10 protein-coding genes and 2 riboswitches are annotated in these 14884 nt (G+C 69.1%); of the genes, 6 read left to right on the plus strand and 4 right to left on the minus strand.

The window, feature by feature from the left end; translation table 11 throughout:
* Positions 1-8 precede the first annotated feature (8 nt).
* Positions 9-764 carry an urea amidolyase associated protein UAAP1 gene (locus tag GQ56_RS0104445; RefSeq protein ID WP_031397507.1) on the minus strand — a complete coding sequence of 252 codons (756 nt, stop codon included), beginning with the start codon at positions 762-764 and terminating at the stop codon, positions 9-11.
* 58 nt (positions 765-822) lie between these two features.
* A riboswitch (guanidine-I (ykkC/yxkD leader) is annotated at positions 823-956 on the minus strand.
* 433 nt (positions 957-1389) lie between these two features.
* Positions 1390-1511: riboswitch (guanidine-I (ykkC/yxkD leader) on the plus strand.
* Between the two features lie 138 nt (positions 1512-1649).
* Here GQ56_RS0104445 and GQ56_RS0104455 point away from each other — a divergent pair.
* The 3 genes from GQ56_RS0104455 to pal all read left to right on the plus strand — a co-directional run bounded on the left by GQ56_RS0104455 (position 1650) and on the right by pal (position 5374).
* The gene (locus GQ56_RS0104455) at positions 1650-2672 is read left to right on the plus strand and encodes an ABC transporter substrate-binding protein (RefSeq protein WP_031397508.1); all 1023 of its coding nucleotides are present in this window, start codon (positions 1650-1652) and stop codon (positions 2670-2672) included.
* Between the two features lie 364 nt (positions 2673-3036).
* Positions 3037-4248, plus strand: coding sequence for a porin (locus GQ56_RS0104460; RefSeq protein WP_075122855.1), 1212 nt, complete (start codon positions 3037-3039; stop codon positions 4246-4248).
* A 634-nt stretch (positions 4249-4882) separates the two neighbouring features.
* On the plus strand, positions 4883-5374 hold the full coding sequence (pal, locus tag GQ56_RS0104465) for a peptidoglycan-associated lipoprotein Pal (RefSeq protein ID WP_031397510.1): 492 nt from the start codon (positions 4883-4885) through the stop codon (positions 5372-5374).
* A 139-nt stretch (positions 5375-5513) separates the two neighbouring features.
* Here pal and GQ56_RS0104470 read toward each other — a convergent pair whose 3' ends face one another.
* Genes GQ56_RS0104470 through GQ56_RS0104480 form a run of 3 tightly spaced genes read right to left on the minus strand, consistent with a single transcriptional unit; the run spans position 5514 to position 10377 of the window.
* The gene (locus GQ56_RS0104470) at positions 5514-6773 is read right to left on the minus strand and encodes a cytochrome c (RefSeq protein WP_031397511.1); all 1260 of its coding nucleotides are present in this window, start codon (positions 6771-6773) and stop codon (positions 5514-5516) included.
* Positions 6770-7504, minus strand: coding sequence for a (2Fe-2S)-binding protein (locus GQ56_RS0104475; protein ID WP_031397512.1), 735 nt, complete (start codon positions 7502-7504; stop codon positions 6770-6772). The genes GQ56_RS0104470 and GQ56_RS0104475 overlap by 4 nt, the downstream gene beginning before the upstream one ends.
* A complete protein-coding gene (locus GQ56_RS0104480; protein WP_031397513.1) occupies positions 7501-10377 on the minus strand; it encodes a xanthine dehydrogenase family protein molybdopterin-binding subunit in 2877 nt (958 codons plus the stop codon). Before GQ56_RS0104480 ends, GQ56_RS0104475 begins: the two co-directional genes overlap by 4 nt.
* Before the next feature lie 477 nt (positions 10378-10854).
* On the opposite strand from GQ56_RS0104480, the gene GQ56_RS0104485 reads away from it, so the two are divergent.
* From GQ56_RS0104485 to GQ56_RS0104495, 3 genes are all read left to right on the plus strand, one after another.
* Positions 10855-12405, plus strand: a complete 1551-nt coding sequence (locus GQ56_RS0104485; RefSeq protein ID WP_031397514.1) for a sensor domain-containing diguanylate cyclase — start codon at positions 10855-10857, stop codon at positions 12403-12405.
* A 241-nt stretch (positions 12406-12646) separates the two neighbouring features.
* Positions 12647-12922 (plus strand): hypothetical protein, encoded by a 276-nt coding sequence (locus GQ56_RS0104490; RefSeq protein ID WP_031397515.1) that lies wholly within the window; start codon positions 12647-12649, stop codon positions 12920-12922.
* Between the two features lie 248 nt (positions 12923-13170).
* A complete protein-coding gene (locus tag GQ56_RS0104495; RefSeq protein ID WP_031397516.1) occupies positions 13171-14208 on the plus strand; it encodes a succinylglutamate desuccinylase/aspartoacylase family protein in 1038 nt (345 codons plus the stop codon).
* Positions 14209-14884 lie beyond the last annotated feature (676 nt).

The raw sequence follows: 14884 nt of genomic DNA on the forward strand, positions 1-14884 counted from the left end.
CAGGCTCCTCATGCGAACAGGCGGTCGGTGTTCGCGAAGCCGCGCGTGTTCTCCGCGCAGGCGCGGCGGCACGGGTCGTCGCCGGGCGCGGCGCCGTCGGCCGGATACGCGCGGTACGCGATCAGCTTCACGGCCCCGGGCGCATAGTCCGGGCGCGGATCGAGCGGATGCGGCGCGGTCGAGAACGCCGCGAGCGTGTTCATCTCGAAGCGCAGGTCGACGGCGCTGCCCGCCGGCGAATGTCCGGCGACGAAATCCAGCGTGCCGTCGTCGCGCGTGTCGAGCCGGCTGAAGAAGTTGACGTTGGCGGCGAGATCGCGCGCCGACAGCCCGTATTTCGCGAGTTCGAGCACGAGGCTGTCGCGGCCGTTGCGGATCATCGCGTTGCGATCGGCCTGGTAGGACGTCGTGCCGTACTTGTGCGCGAACAGCCGCGCGTCGCCGACGCCGCCGAGCGGGTCGTGCCAGCCGAGCGTGTCGGCCGTGATCGACGCGATCACGCGCCCCATGTCGGTGTACAGCGCATGGCCGCGCGTGAGATGCGCGGTGTGCTGCGCCTTCAGCGTATCGGCCATGTTGTAGCGCTCGAGCGGGTCTTCGTGGCGATGAAACACGGCGGACAGGTTCGCGCCGCCGTCGACGTCGACGACGCGCAGCGCGAGACCGCGGCGCAGGATGCCGGACCAGTGGGTTCCGGCGGGGATCAGCGTTTCCCACACGACGTGCGGCGGCGGGGCAAGGACGGCTTGGGGGCTCGGCGACATGGCGGCTCCGTGGATCGGTTGGACAAAAGGCGTGAGAGGGCGACCGAACGACATCGCGACCTCCCGGGCTTTTATCCCTCCGTGGAGCCTCGCCGTTTCCTCGCAGCGAGGAAGGGGCAAGACCGGATTGCTCTCGGACCAGCCGTCGCGCGACGCGAACGCCGCACGACCGGAACCCTAGCGATCCTGAAGATGATGCAAATTGCTTCGCACCTCTCGGGCAACCACCAAGCGAGTTGCGTGCCAGCTATCGCTCGACGGCTGCTCGACGGCTGCGCCGTGGCGCGCACACGCGGGCCGCGCCCGTCGCGCACGGCCACCGCCTGCCCTCGCGGCGGGCGTGCGGCGCACCACGCAAACGCGCTCGCGCACCGGCGCAGTGCGCACCGCGCCCGCCTGCGCGGCACGATCCGTCGTGGCACGGGCATTGCTGGATGCACGCACCTTCACTTGAGGCCCCCCAGTCATGAACAAGCTCGACCTGCTCCGGCGTGCGCTGAGCGCGCTCTTTTCCGTCCGTTTCATCGAACTGCAGCGCGCCGTGCGCCGCCGCTGAACCACGCCGTCGCGCGCCGTTGGCACGCTTCTCGCTCGGCATGACGCCGAGAGGTGCGGCGGCGTCGCATCTTAGGGGTGCTAGGGTTCCGGTTCATCGAACGTCTGGTCCGAGAGCAGCCCGGCGCGGCTTCGTCCGATCGCGAGACCGGATGCGCACGTGCTACACGGCGGGACAAAAGCCCGGGAGACTGGCGATGGCAACGGCCGTCGCGCCTCTCCGTGGCCGCCCTGTTCGTTCCGCTTCCGCAGGAACCGGCCACGCGGCCGGACCGTGCATGGGCACGGTCCGTATCGACGATCCCGATCCCGGTCTCCTGGAGAACAACGATGACCCGTCCCGCCCCGGCCCCTCGCCACCTGCTGTCCTTCCGTTTCGTCCGTCACGTACTGGGGGCCGCCGCCGCGGCCGCCACCCTGCTGGCGACGCCCGCCGCGCACGCGGCCGCGCCGCTCAGGATCGGCTACAGCGACTGGCCCGGCTGGGTCGCCTTCCAGGTCGCGCTCGACAAGGGCTGGTTCAGGGAAGCCGGCGTCGACGTCGATTTCGAATGGTTCGATTACTCGGCGTCGCTCGACGCGTTTTCCGCCGGCAAGCTCGACGCGGTTGCGGCGACGAACGGCGACGCCCTCGTGACGGGCGCGGCGGGCGCGAAGAACGTGATGATCCTGCTCACCGACTATTCCGCCGGCAACGACATGATCGTCGCCAAGCCGCCGCTGCGCAGCGTCGAGGCGCTCAAGGGCCGCAAGGTCGGCGTCGAACTCGGCCTGGTCGATCATCTGCTGCTCGAAACCGCGCTGCAGAAACACGGGCTGAAGGACGGCGACGTCACGCTCGTGAATGCGAAAACCAACGAACTGCCGCAGGTGCTCGGTTCGTCGGCCGACATCGCCGCGGTGGCGGCGTGGCAGCCGAACGCCGGCGAGGCGTTGAAACGCGCGCCGGGCGCACGCGCGATCTTCACGTCGGCGGATGCGCCGGGGTTGATCTACGACGCGATCACGGTCGCGCCGGCGAGCCTCGCCGCGCGCCGGGCCGACTGGGGCAAGGTGATCAAGGTCTGGTATCGCTGCGTCGCGTACATCAACGATCCGAAGACGCAGGCCGATGCGGTCAGGATCATGTCCGCGCGTGTCGGGCTGCCGCCGGAACAATATCTCCCGCTGCTGAAGGGCACCCACCTGCTCGACGAGGCTGCCGCGAAGCGCACGTTCCGCAAGGGCGACGGGCTCGATTCGATCTACGGCTCGACGCGCAACGCGAATGCGTTCAACGTGCGCAACGGCGTCTACAAGCAGTCGCAGGACGTCGACGCGTATATCGATCCGCGCCTGGTCGCGCCGCATTGACCGGCGCCGGGCCGCGCGTCGGGCGCCGGCCCGGCTGACGAAGGCGCACGCGCCGGCTCCCGTCGCCGCATCCCGGGTGCGCGTCGACGCCCGGGTGCGGCCGGCGGCGATCGCCGCCGCACCGTCGCGACGGCCCGCCGGACACGACACGGCCCGATCGGCATCGCCCGTTCGATCGCGCCCCTCCCGCCCTCTTTGCGTCCGATTGCCGGCCGAACGACGGCCGGTTGCCGCTGCGCGATTCCATGCGAATCCGCAGAGGACCTTTCCTGTGCAACGCCTTAATCGAACTCCGCACGATCTCCAATAATGGCCGCTCGATCCGCCGGCCACCGGGCCCGGAGGAAAAACGATAAAAACTCCTATGCATTCCTACAAAATGAACAAGCACGCCACCACTCACGCCGCGGGGACCGCCATTGCCGCCTGCCTGACCGCCTTCGCGCCGGGGGGCGCACAGGCACAGAGCAGCGTGACGCTGTACGGCCTGATCGACACGTCCATCACGTACGCAACGAACCAGCGCACGCATGGCGCAGGCTCGCCGGGCAGCGGCACGGTCGCGATGACGAGCGGCGCACTGAACGCGTCGCGCTGGGGGCTGCGCGGCCGCGAGGATCTCGGCGGCGGGATGGCCGCGGTGTTTACGCTCGAGAACGGCTTCTCCGGCACCACCGGCGGGCTGTCGCAGAAAGGCGTCGACATGTTCGGCCGCCAGGCATGGGTGGGCGTGAGCTCGAAGACGGCCGGCACGCTCACGTTCGGCCGCCAGTACGACCTGATCCTCGATTTCGTGACGCCGCTCGGCGCGTCCGGCCCCGGCTGGGGCGGCAACCTCGCGGTGCATCCGTACGACAACGACGATTCGAACCGCAACCTGCGCATCAACCAGGCGGTGAAGTACACGAGCCCGACGTACCGCGGACTGACGTTCGGCGCGATGTACGGGTTCTCGAACACCGCCGGCCAGTTCTCCAACAATGCGGCCTGGAGTGCCGGGGTGTCGTACGCGAACGGGCCGCTCAAACTCGGCGCGGGCTACCTGAAGATCAGCCGCGATCGCAACTCGCCGAACCCGAACGGCGCGCTCAGCACGGTCGACGGTTCGGCGACGATCACGGGCGGCAACCAGCAGATCTGGGCCGCGGCCGGCCGTTATGCCTTCGGGCCGCATTCGGTCGGCGCCGCGTGGTCGCACTCGACCACCGACGGCGTGACGGGCGTGCTCCAGGGCGGCAGCATCGCCCCGCTGAAGGGCGAATCGCTGGTGTTCGACAACTTCACGGTCGACGGCCGCTTCTTCGTCACGCGCGCGTTGAGCCTCTCGGCCGCGTACACGTACACGATGGGCCGCTTCGACACGCGCACGGGCCAGACGCGCCCGAAATGGAACCAGGTCGTCGCGCAGGCCGACTACGCGCTGTCGAAGCGCACGGACGCGTACCTCGAAGGCGTCTACCAGAGCGTGAGCGGCGGCAACGGCAATCCCGCGTTCAACGCAACCGTCTGGACGCTGACGCCGTCGGCGAACAGCAACCAGGTCGTCGTCGCGCTGGGGCTGCGCCACAAGTTCTGATCGTGCAGCCTGCGCGCGGACGCCATCCGTTCCGCGTGCAGGCCGATCGCTGCCCGCATCCGGAAGTCATCGGCGTGCCCTGGCCCCTGAGCCCGCGCACGCCGAAACCTCGCTTTCGGACGGGTTGGCAACCGCCCGGCGACTGGCCGGGCGGTTGCCCTCGGGCCCGCGCCATCCCACGGCTCGGCCCACGATCTTGCAAGGCGCTCGTTCCGGAACAAGCGCCCCGTGATGCAGAACCGCTACGCGCCGCGCGACACGCTCACGTCGCCGCAAGCACGCGCGACCGGTCGCGCCCCGCGCCGCAACATGCGGCGCGACGACCCGCGCCCGCCGCGCCGGCGTCGTACCCGCTACACCCGCTCGGGAGCAGGAATGCCCTCCCGATCATCGCGCCGACGCAAAAAATGCGAAGCAACTGGTCACGTTGCGACATTTTTCCTAATCTGATTGCAGCGACGCCGTGCTTCGGCGTTCCGGCCGCAACATGCTTTCATCCGGCTTGTCGCACATCGCCGGCAGACGAACCCGCATCACGCCGGCGAGGCCCGACCGTTCGCGCCGTCGCGGCCGGCGCGCGTGCGCGGGTCACACGCGCCCCGCCATGAACGCAGTCAATCGCTGGAGACGAACGATGAGCAAATTGAACCGATTTGCGGTCCTGGCAGCCTTCGTACTGCTTGCCGGCTGCCATCACGCGGCGAAAACCCCCGAGAATGCCGGCATGGCGCAGACGCCGTCGCGCGAAGCCGTCGCAACGGTGATGGCCGACGATCTCGACAATCCGAACAGCCCGCTCGCGAAGCGCAGCATCTACTTCGATTTCGACCAGTACTCCGTCAAGCCCGAATACCAGTCGCTGCTGCAGGCGCATGCCGACTACCTGCGCAGCCATCCGTCGCGGCACGTGCTGATCCAGGGCAACACGGACGAGCGCGGCACGTCCGAATACAACCTCGCGCTCGGCGAGCGCCGTTCGCAGGCGGTGGCGAGTGTGCTTGAAACGCTCGGCGTGCCGGCCGCGCAACTCGAGGCGGTCAGCCTCGGCAAGGAAAAGCCGGTCGGGCTCGGTCACGACGAGGAGTCGTGGGCCCAGAATCGCCGGGCCGATCTCGTCTATCGCTGATCGCGCGCGGCTGTACGCCGGCGGCCCGGGAGGATGAGGCGGCGGCGACTGAAAAGCCGCCGCGCGAGGTCGGGCGGCACATCGCGCGCGAGCGCCGGACACCGGCCGCCTCGCGCGCGCTGCCCGCTCCGGGCGCGACTTAACGCATGGCCTTCACGTCGGCCGGCGTGACGCTCGCGGGCTGGCCGCCCCACGTCGCGCGCAGGTAGTTCGCGAGCTGCGCGAGTTCGTCGTCGCTCAGCGTGTGCGCGAAACCCGGCATCGGCTGCAGGTTTTCGAAGCCCGCAAACTTCTGCTCGCCGATGCCGTCGAGCATCGCGACCAGCAGGTTGCGCGGGTCGCCCTGGCGCACTGTCGAATTGCCGTTCATCGGCACCGCCACGTGCGGCTTGCCTTCGCCGTTGAAGCCGTGACAGCCGGCGCAGACCGCGAGATAGACCGAGCGTCCGGCCGCGAGCTGCGCGGCGTCGGCCGACACCGGCTTCACCGGTTGCGGCGCGGGCGGCGTATCGCCGAGCAGGTACACGGACAGCCCGCGCAGGTCGTCCTTCGTCAGGTACTGCGTGCTCAGGTGCACGACCGGGTACATCTCGCCGAACGCCGAGCCTTGCGGCGCGATGCCGACGCCGAAGAACGTCTGCAGGTCGGTGCCCGTCCAGCCGCGCGCGGCGAGACCGGCCGGCGTGATGTCCGGCGCGGCCACGCGGCCGAGCGCGGCGCCCGCGAACGGCTTCGCGCCGTCGAGCTGGCCCGTGAACGCGCGCGGCGTATGGCATTCCGCGCAGTGCCCGAGCGCGCCCGCCAGGTAGCGGCCGCGCTGCCAGTCGGCGGACTGGCCGGCCGATGCGTCGGGCAGGCTGTCCTTCAGGAACAGCATGTCCCAGAAGACCATCCCGAAGCGCAGGTTGTAGGGGAACTTCAGCTCGTGTTCGCGGTTCTCCTGCGCGACCGGCGTGACGGTCTTCAGGTAGGCGTACATCGCGTCGGAATCGGCGCGTGTGAGCTGCCGGTACGACGTGTACGGCATCGACGGATACAGCCGCTTGCCCGGCGCCTTGCCGTCATGCAGCGCCGCGTAGAAATCGTCCGCGCTCCAGTTGCCGATCCCGTGATCCTTGTCGGGCGTGATGTTCGAGCCGTAGAACGTGCCGAACGGCGATTCGAGCGCCGCGCCGCCGGCGAACGGCGCGCCGTCCTTCGCGGTGTGGCAGGCCGCGCAGTCGGCGGCCTTGACGAGATAGCGGCCGCGCGCGACCGGGTCGGCGCCGGGTGCGCCGGACGCCGCGCTCGAGGCCGGCGCGTCATGGCCGCCGCAGGCGGCGAGCAGCAGCGCGCTGGCGGCCGCGAGCGCGGGCAGGCCCGCGGCCCGCGCGACACGATGGGCGAATGTGCGTTTCATGCGGCGTCCTTCACGAGTCCCGGCGTCGTCAGCACCACATCCTTGACGGCTTCGTAGTAGCGGACATAGCCCGTGCAGCGGCAGATGTGTGCATCGAGCGCCGCGGTGATCGTGCGCTCGACGTCGGCCTTCGCGATCGGCTCGCGCATCAGGCGCTCGATCAGCACGGTCGCCGCGTTGACGAAGCCCGGCGTGCAGTAGCCGCACTGGAAGCTGAAATGCTCGAGGAACTTCTGCTGGATCGGCGACAGCTCGACCACTTCGCCCGCGTCGTTGCGCTTCGCGTGCCCTTCGATCGTGCGGATCGAGCGGCCGTGGAAGAAGTGCGCGCCGGTGATGCAGGTGCGCATTTCCTCGCTCGTGCCGTCCGGCTTGTCGACGATCACGACGCATGCGTGGCAGATGCCCTGCCCGCAGCCGAGCCGCGAGCCGGTGAGGCCCGCATATTCGTGCAGGAACTCGATCATCATCAGCCCCTCGGGCACCTGCATCGGGCCGACGGACTTGCCGTTGATATTGACCGACAGCGGCTTCTGCTGGAAGCGGACGAGCGGACGCTCGACCGCGGCCGGCGCCGGCGCCGGCGCCGATGCCGATGCCGATGCCGATGCCGATGCCGATGCCGGTACGGCGGACGCCGGCATGGCCGGCGCGGATGCCGGAGCGGCCGAAGCCGCGCCCGGCGCGGCGGCGGCGCTCGCCGCCGACGCTGCGGTTTGGGCGGTCGTCATGCGAGCACCTCCTGAATTTTTTGCGGGGTCACCGGCAGATCGGTGAAACGATGGCCGATCGCGTGCGCGATCCCGTTCACGATCGCGCCGACGACGGGAATCATCACCACTTCGGCGACGCCCTTCGGCGGATCGGTCTCGGACAGCGGCGGCAGCACGTCGCCCGTCTGGGTCCAGACGGCGACATCGGACGCGCGCGGCAACTGGTATCGGTTGAAGTTCCACGTGCCGTTGCCGGGGCCGTCCTCGTAGAGCGGCAGGTATTCGTGCAGCGCGTGGCCGATACCCATCGCGAGGCCGCCCTGCAACTGGCCCGACACGAGTTGCGGCGAAATCTGGTTGCCGCATTCCATGATCGAGTGGTGCGTGAGCAGTTCGACCTTGCCGGTCGCTTCGTGCACGGCCAGCTCGACCAGCGTGCCGACCGCCGTGTAGTACGTGACGGCCGCGTTGTTGCGGCTCGTCGGCGGAATGAACACGCGCTTGCGGTCCAGCACGCGATAGCCGTTCGCGGTCTGCGCGAGCGAGCCGCGCATCGCGGTCGCGCCGGCGGGCGCGGCGGTGCCGGGCACCGGGCCGTTGTCGCCCGTCCTCGGTGCGCCGACGCGCAGCGACAGCCCGTCGATCGGCAGGCGTTCGATTGCGCCGCCCACGTCGAACTCGGCGTCGGTCCACTGCCAGCGGTTGAACACGTGCACGACGGCGCCGGTCGGCAGGCCGAGCGCGTGCGCCTGCTTCGCGAGCTGTTCGAACGTCAGCGGCTCGAGGCCGTCGGCGGTCAGCTTGCCGTCGACCCAGCGCGCATCCTCGATACGGATCGTGTACGGCGCAGCCTGGCCGCCGCCGAGGCCGCGCGACCAGATCGACATCGCGGCCGGCCACAGCCCGTAGCGGAACACCGCGCGCGCGGCTTCGCGCGTGCTGTGCGTGAAGTAGTACGCCGAGTTCGTCGCGCTCGACGGCGACGCATAGCCCGGCGACCAGCGCGGGTTCGCGCTCAGGCGATCCTGGTCGGCCTGCGACATGAGGTAAGGGTCGCCGCTCGTCTCGACCGGCAGGTCCGGCCACTCGGTCACGGCGACCTGTACGTCGGTCGCCGGGCGGCCGAGCCATTTCGCGACCGCGACGGCCTGCGACGTCGACATCCCGGTGCCGATCTCGGCCGCGGTGTGCCGCAGCGACACCTTGCCGTTCTCGTCGAACTCGACCTTCGCGAACGACGCTTCCGCGCCCGTGCCGAAATCCTTCTGCACGCACGCGAAGCCGACGCCGTAGCGCCTGCCCGGGTTCGCCGCCTCGAATTCGGCCTTGCGCGCGGCGCGGCGCGTCCACAGCGGATGCTGTTTCGCGCGCTCCAGCACTTCGTCGACGCGCAGCGCGCCGGCGGGAATCGCGCCCTGCGTGTTCTTCATCCCCGAACGCAGCGCATTGCGCAGCCGGAAATCGATCGGGTCGATGTTCAGTTGCGCGGCGATCTCGTCGACCGCCATCTCGGTCGCCGCCATGCTCTGCAGCGTGCCGTAGCCGCGCGCGGAACCGGCGTCGATCGCGCGCGACGCGATCGCGACCGCGGCCAGGTCGCTCTTCGGGAAGTAGTAGATCGACTGCGCGGCCGTCGCGCCGACCATCGCGACCGACGGCGAGAAGTTGCAGCGCCCGCCGCCGTTCGCCTCGAAGTCGCCCTTGAACGACTGCAGCAGGCCCGTGTTGCGGTCGACCGCGATCCGGTAATGCATCTTGAACGCGTGACGCTTCAGCGACGTCTGGAACTGCTCGTAGCGGTCGTTCGCGAAGCGCACCGGACGGCCGTCCGCGTACAGCGCGCAGACGAGGCCGTAGAACGGCACGTTGAAGTGATCCTTGGAGCCGTAGCCGACCGTGTAGCACGGATGCACGAACAGCTTCTTCACCGGGAAGCGGCATTTCGCGACCATCGCGGCCGCGTTCTCCGCCACTTCGAGCGGCGACTGGGTCGGCACGACGAGGTGCAGCGACTGCGTCGCGGCGTCGTACCAGCAGTTCGCGTTGTCGGGTTCGAGCGCGGACGTGTCGACCGACTGCGTGTTGTACTCGCGGTCGAACACCAGCCAGTCGGCCGACGGACGGTCGAGCTCGGCGGCGATCTGCCCCGCGAGGAACATGCCCTGCTCGTCGAGCTTGCCGTGCTCCTTGCCGTCCGGCCACACCGGCAGGTGCTTGCGCATCATGCTCGGGAAGATCGGCGCGTCCTTCAGGCTCGAATAGACGTCGTCGTCGTAGGCCGTCTTGCCGCCCACGCGCACGTAGCGGAACGTGCCCCACGGATCGCGCTCGAGCGGGCCCGTGACCGCGCCGTAGCGGATCACGTCGTCGCGGAACTTGAGCGCGTTCTTCGCGAAGCGGAAGCGCGCGAAGTCGTGGTAGATGAGGATCGCGACCGCCTGGCCCAGATACGCGGGCGTCTTGCCGGCAGGCAGCAGCATGTCGTCGCCGTAGAACGCGGGGAACGCGATGCCGTCGCGCGCGAGATCGTCGGCCGTGACCACGCGGTCCGGCTGCAGGTCGTCGCCGAGCAACGCGAGGTCGAAGCCCGCGTACGCGCGGTCGGCCTGCGTGACGCGCAGGATCAGCGCATGCGACTGCTGCTGCGGCCAGTGCGGCATGTCGGCTGCGCGCACGTCACGGGCGAACACTTTCGAGCCCGTGACCTTCGCGATGCCGTCGATGCGGAATTGAGGGATGCCGGTGACGCTATCCCATTTGACGGGAGTGAGGAGTTTTTCTTCGAAGAGCGCCGCGAATGCGCGGCTGCCCAGGGGCGCGACGTACACTGCAACGCCCGCCAGCACGCTGGCTTTCAGAAACCCCCGCCGTGACAGGCCGTGGTTTTTCATTGGGGGGAACCTCCTGATACGGCTCGGACGGCGATCGGATGTCGCGACGTTCGGAGCGGCGCGCATTCTGGCATTGTTCTCGATATATCGCCTATAGTATTTCTCGCATGAAATACTTATTGGATTACTTATAACGGTGCGCAGCCGGGCTGCGACAGCCGGTCGCGGGGCGGAATTCTTCGACGCGCCTCGGGTTCGCCGCCGTTTCGACGGTGCCGGACACGCACTGCACGCATACCCGCCACGCACTGCGGCGGGTTCCGCCGTCGCCGAAACCCGCGCCGTTCCCGACGATGCCGCGAGCGCGCCGACGCCTGCGCAAGCCGCTCGCGGGCGCGGTTCGCGACGGCGGCCGGCGGCGCTCCCGCTCCGCATTTGTTTCATGGTAATGTCGTGCGCATCCGGCTTGGGCGGGCTTCCGTCATGCGCCATGCGGGCGCCGCCAGCCATCGCGACATCGTGTCGAGGTCAAAAACCATGGCAGTCAGGGCGTCTCTCCTGCACTCCGTTCTCGCCACTCCCCCCTCCGGCAATCACCGCGTGACGGCCGCGCTGCGCCCGTCGATGCTCGTCACCCTGTTCGAGGACGTCCGCCCGATGGCGCTGTCCGGGCTCGCGAGCAATTTCGTCGCGGCCGTCGCGCTGATCCGGCTGCAGCAGCTCTGGTGCCTCGCGTGGCTGATCGCCGACGTCGGCCTGCTCGCCGCGCGGCTCACGATCGCGCGCACCTACGCGGCCCGGCGCGACGCCGGCGACGACCGCCCCGAATACTGGGCGATGCGCTATGCGCCCGTGTCGCTCGTCGCGTGCTTCGTGCTCGGCCTCGGCGTGATGGGCTGTCTGCAGGCCGTCGACGTCGAACTCGGCACGCTGTCGGTGATGGTCGCGGGCGGCGTGTTCGGCGGGATCGCGTCGCGCAATTCGGCGCTGCCCCGGCTCGCGATGACGCAGGTCACGCTCGGCGTGCTGCCGATCGGCGCGGGCGCGCTGCTGGCCCACCGGGCCGGCGCGTGGCTGCTGCTGCCGCCGCTCGCGATCTATCTCGCGGCGCTGCGCACGGTCGTCCAGCGTCACTATCGCGTGCTCGTCGCGCTGATCGCCGCGCGCCAGCGCAATGCCGAACTCGTCGCGCGCTTCGACGCGGCGCTCACCTACATGCCGCACGGCCTGTGCGTGATCGACGGCGAGCACCGCGTGATCGTCGCGAACCGGCGCACCGCGCAACTGTTCGGCTCGCCGCGCGAGATCATGCTCGATACGCCGCTGCCGGAGGTCGTCGCGGCGCTCGGCCCGACCGCCGCGACCGATCCGGGCGCTATCGCCCTCGCCGCGCAGTGCGGGATCTGGCTGGCCTGCGACGAGCCCGTGCCGCTCGAGATCGCGCTTCCGGACGGCCGCCAGCTCGAACTGACCCGCCACCGCGTGCCGGACGGCAACGCGGTGATCATCGTCGAGGACGTCACCGCGCGCCGCCGGACCGAGCAGCACATCCGCCATCTCGCGCGACACGATGCGCTGACCGGCTTGCCGAACCGCCACGAGCTGCACGCCGGGCTCAAGCGGATGCTCGCCCGCCGGCCGCGCATGCCCGGCCCCTCGCTCGCCGTCATGTATCTCGACCTCGACGGCTTCAAGACGATCAACGACCGCTTCGGCCACCAGGCCGGCGACGACGTGCTCACGCAGGTCGCCGAGCGGCTCGGCAAGACGCTGCCGCACGGCGAGCTGGCCGCGCGCATCGGCGGCGACGAATTCGTCGTCGCGATCGACGACACGACGATGCAGGCGTGCTCGATTCTCGCGGCGCGCATCATCCGGCAGATCTCGGCGCCGTACACGCTGTCGGTCGGCGAGCGCGTCAGCCTCGGCATCAGCATCGGCATCGCGCTCGACGACGGTCACGGCTCCCCCGACGAACTGATCCGGCAGGCCGATAGCGCGCTGTACGACGCGAAGTCGGCCGGCAAGGGCATCTACCGCTTCTATTCGAGCGGCAGCCACCCCGTCGCGCCCGTCGCCGCGCGCTGAACCCGCCGCGCAAGCGCCCCGTCGACCGGCGTTGGCCGCCGGCCGCCGCCGCTCACGATGATTCAATTCTGAAACGTCCGGCGCGACCGCGCGCGTGTCACGTGACATGTTCCGTAACATCGCCACGCCAGGTCGACGAAATTGAACGAAGATAGGCGCGGGATCAACGGAATTTCCGGAAATCCTCGACTGGCATCCTTATTGCTCCTTGATGGGGAAAGAACACCTCAGGGAGCCCAACATGAACACCGTCGAAGTCCTCAGCCGTGCCGAAACGATCGATGAGATGGAAGTCATCGACGGCGCATCGCTGATCCGCCGGCTCGTTTCCGAGCGCCGCCTGCCGCCCGCCCGCGAGGCCGCGTGCGTCGACAATCCGCCGCTGACGCTGTACGGCGCGTTTCGCCAGGGCGTCGCCGATCACGGCGCGCGGCGTGCGAATCCGTATCGCGCCGGCAGCCGCTTCTGGGCGCTGTGGGAAGAAGGACGTCTCGAAGCTGAAACATCGGGCCGCTAAGCCGGCGAACAGGCGCCGGCCCTGTCGCGGCAGGACGCCGGCGCGAAACATGGCGCGAACGCGGCCGGCCGGCGCACCGGCCCGCGTTCATGGCTGAAACATCGTGCGAGGCGCCGCGTGCCTTCCGCAACCGCGGCGCATCCGTGCACATCCCGGTTGACGTCGCTCGACGCTGCGCACACCCGGCCCGGCGCGCGGCGGGTGTTTCCCGATAAGATGGCGGCTTCCGTTCAGCGAACGATGCCGCCATGACCGTCTCCTCCTCACACCGAAACCCCATCCACTGCGAGATCGATCTCGACGCGCAAGGCAAGCACGCGGGATACCTGCGGCTGCCGCATTCCGTGCACCGCTCGGCCTACGGCTGGCTGCCGATCCCGATCGCGTCGATCCGCAACGGCGACGGGCCGGTCGCGCTCGTGATGGCCGGCAACCACGGCGACGAATACGAAGGCCAGATCATCGTGTCGCAGCTGATGCGCGAGATCGAGCCCGAGATGGTCAGCGGGCAGTTGATCCTGTTGCCGATGGCGAATTTCCCGGCGGCGGACGCGGGCCTGCGCGTGTCGCCGCTCGACGAAGGCAACCTGAACCGCAGCTTTCCCGGCGATCCGGCGGGCACGCCGACGCAGATGATCGCCCACTACATCGAGCATGTGCTGCTGTCGCGCGCGCAGTATCTGGTCGACCTGCATTCGGGCGGCAGTTCGCTGCTGTACCAGGGCGGCAACATGCTCGCGATCGATCCGCTCGACGCCGACGAAGCCGCGAAGCTCAACGGGCTGCTGGTCGCATTCGGTTTGCCGAATGCGTTGCTGCATGCGCCGAACCCGGTGCATTCGGCGTCGGCCGCGCGCCGGCAAGGCGCGATCTCGATCGTCACCGAACTCGGCGGCGCGGGCATGGCCGATCCGTCGCTGATCCGGCTCGGCCGCCACGGGCTGCTGAACTACCTCGGCCATATCGGCCTGCTGAGCGGCGCGCTCGTGCCGGACGCGCCGCCGACCGTCACGCGCTTCATGCGCGTCGACGGCGACCGTCACTTCGTCTATGCGTACGAGCGCGGGCTGTACGAGCCGCTCGTCGAGCTTGGCGAGCAGGTCAAGGCCGGCCAGCCGGCCGCGTGGGTGCACTTCCCCGATACGCCGCTGCGCGAGCCGATGCTGCACCGGTTCAAGGGCGACGGCGAAGTGGTGTGCAAGCGCGTGCCCGCGCAGGTCAGGCGCGGCGATTGCCTGTTCCAGCTGGCGGAATTGTCGGCGGCGCCGAGCGTCGTCGGGCCGTGAGCCGGAGCGTGCCGTTCGATGCGTCGCGACGTTGAAATGCGCGGCGCGTGGTACGGCACGACTGATCGGCGCGACTGGTGACATTCCTGATACTTTTCAGGATTCGGGATCGATCCGCGGTCGCGCCGGATGTAGAGGGTGACTTCTTCCCGGCCTACGTCGAATCCGTCCCGGATTCACGAACACCATCCGACGCAGCGAAGCTGTCGACCGCTTCGCGCGGTGCATCGGCCCGCCGACGTTACAGGCACGCCTCGTCCGGCCTCTTGAGTCCCGCAACGGGTATTTCAGCGAAACGGTCGACGGGATTCGACGAACAGCGGCGTACCGACCTGGTTCGCTGATTCAAAAGAACAGAACGACCCGATCGCATTCCGCCTATGGCGATCCGCCGGCTGCACGGCGGGCGTCGTATCGGACATCGAATCCGCACCGCAGGCGGCACGCTAATTGCAAGCGACTCTCATTTCCAATAGCATCCGGTCGAGCACCTGAAACCAACATCATCGACACATATTCCATAGGAATGCTTGTCAATGAGAGAGCTGAACGCAAGTGAAATTTCAGCGGTTGCTGGAGCGGGACTTGTCGGTACCGTCGCAGGAAGTATTGCCGGGACTGCCGTGGGCCCCGAAGTCGGCGCTGGAATCGGTGCGGTCGTAGGTTCCGTCGTTCC

It is taken from the genome of Burkholderia paludis (genome assembly GCF_000732615.1).
Lineage (GTDB): Bacteria > Pseudomonadota > Gammaproteobacteria > Burkholderiales > Burkholderiaceae > Burkholderia > Burkholderia paludis.

Coding starts and splice junctions, on each gene's coding strand:
- GQ56_RS0104445 (WP_031397507.1), bottom strand. CDS start 764: ATGTCGCCGAGCCCCCAAGCCGTCCTTGCCCCGCCGCCGCACGTCGTG.
- GQ56_RS0104455 (WP_031397508.1), top strand. CDS start 1,650: ATGACCCGTCCCGCCCCGGCCCCTCGCCACCTGCTGTCCTTCCGTTTC.
- GQ56_RS0104460 (WP_075122855.1), top strand. CDS start 3,037: ATGCATTCCTACAAAATGAACAAGCACGCCACCACTCACGCCGCGGGG.
- pal (WP_031397510.1), top strand. CDS start 4,883: ATGAGCAAATTGAACCGATTTGCGGTCCTGGCAGCCTTCGTACTGCTT.
- GQ56_RS0104470 (WP_031397511.1), bottom strand. CDS start 6,773: ATGAAACGCACATTCGCCCATCGTGTCGCGCGGGCCGCGGGCCTGCCC.
- GQ56_RS0104475 (WP_031397512.1), bottom strand. CDS start 7,504: ATGACGACCGCCCAAACCGCAGCGTCGGCGGCGAGCGCCGCCGCCGCG.
- GQ56_RS0104480 (WP_031397513.1), bottom strand. CDS start 10,377: ATGAAAAACCACGGCCTGTCACGGCGGGGGTTTCTGAAAGCCAGCGTG.
- GQ56_RS0104485 (WP_031397514.1), top strand. CDS start 10,855: ATGGCAGTCAGGGCGTCTCTCCTGCACTCCGTTCTCGCCACTCCCCCC.
- GQ56_RS0104490 (WP_031397515.1), top strand. CDS start 12,647: ATGAACACCGTCGAAGTCCTCAGCCGTGCCGAAACGATCGATGAGATG.
- GQ56_RS0104495 (WP_031397516.1), top strand. CDS start 13,171: ATGACCGTCTCCTCCTCACACCGAAACCCCATCCACTGCGAGATCGAT.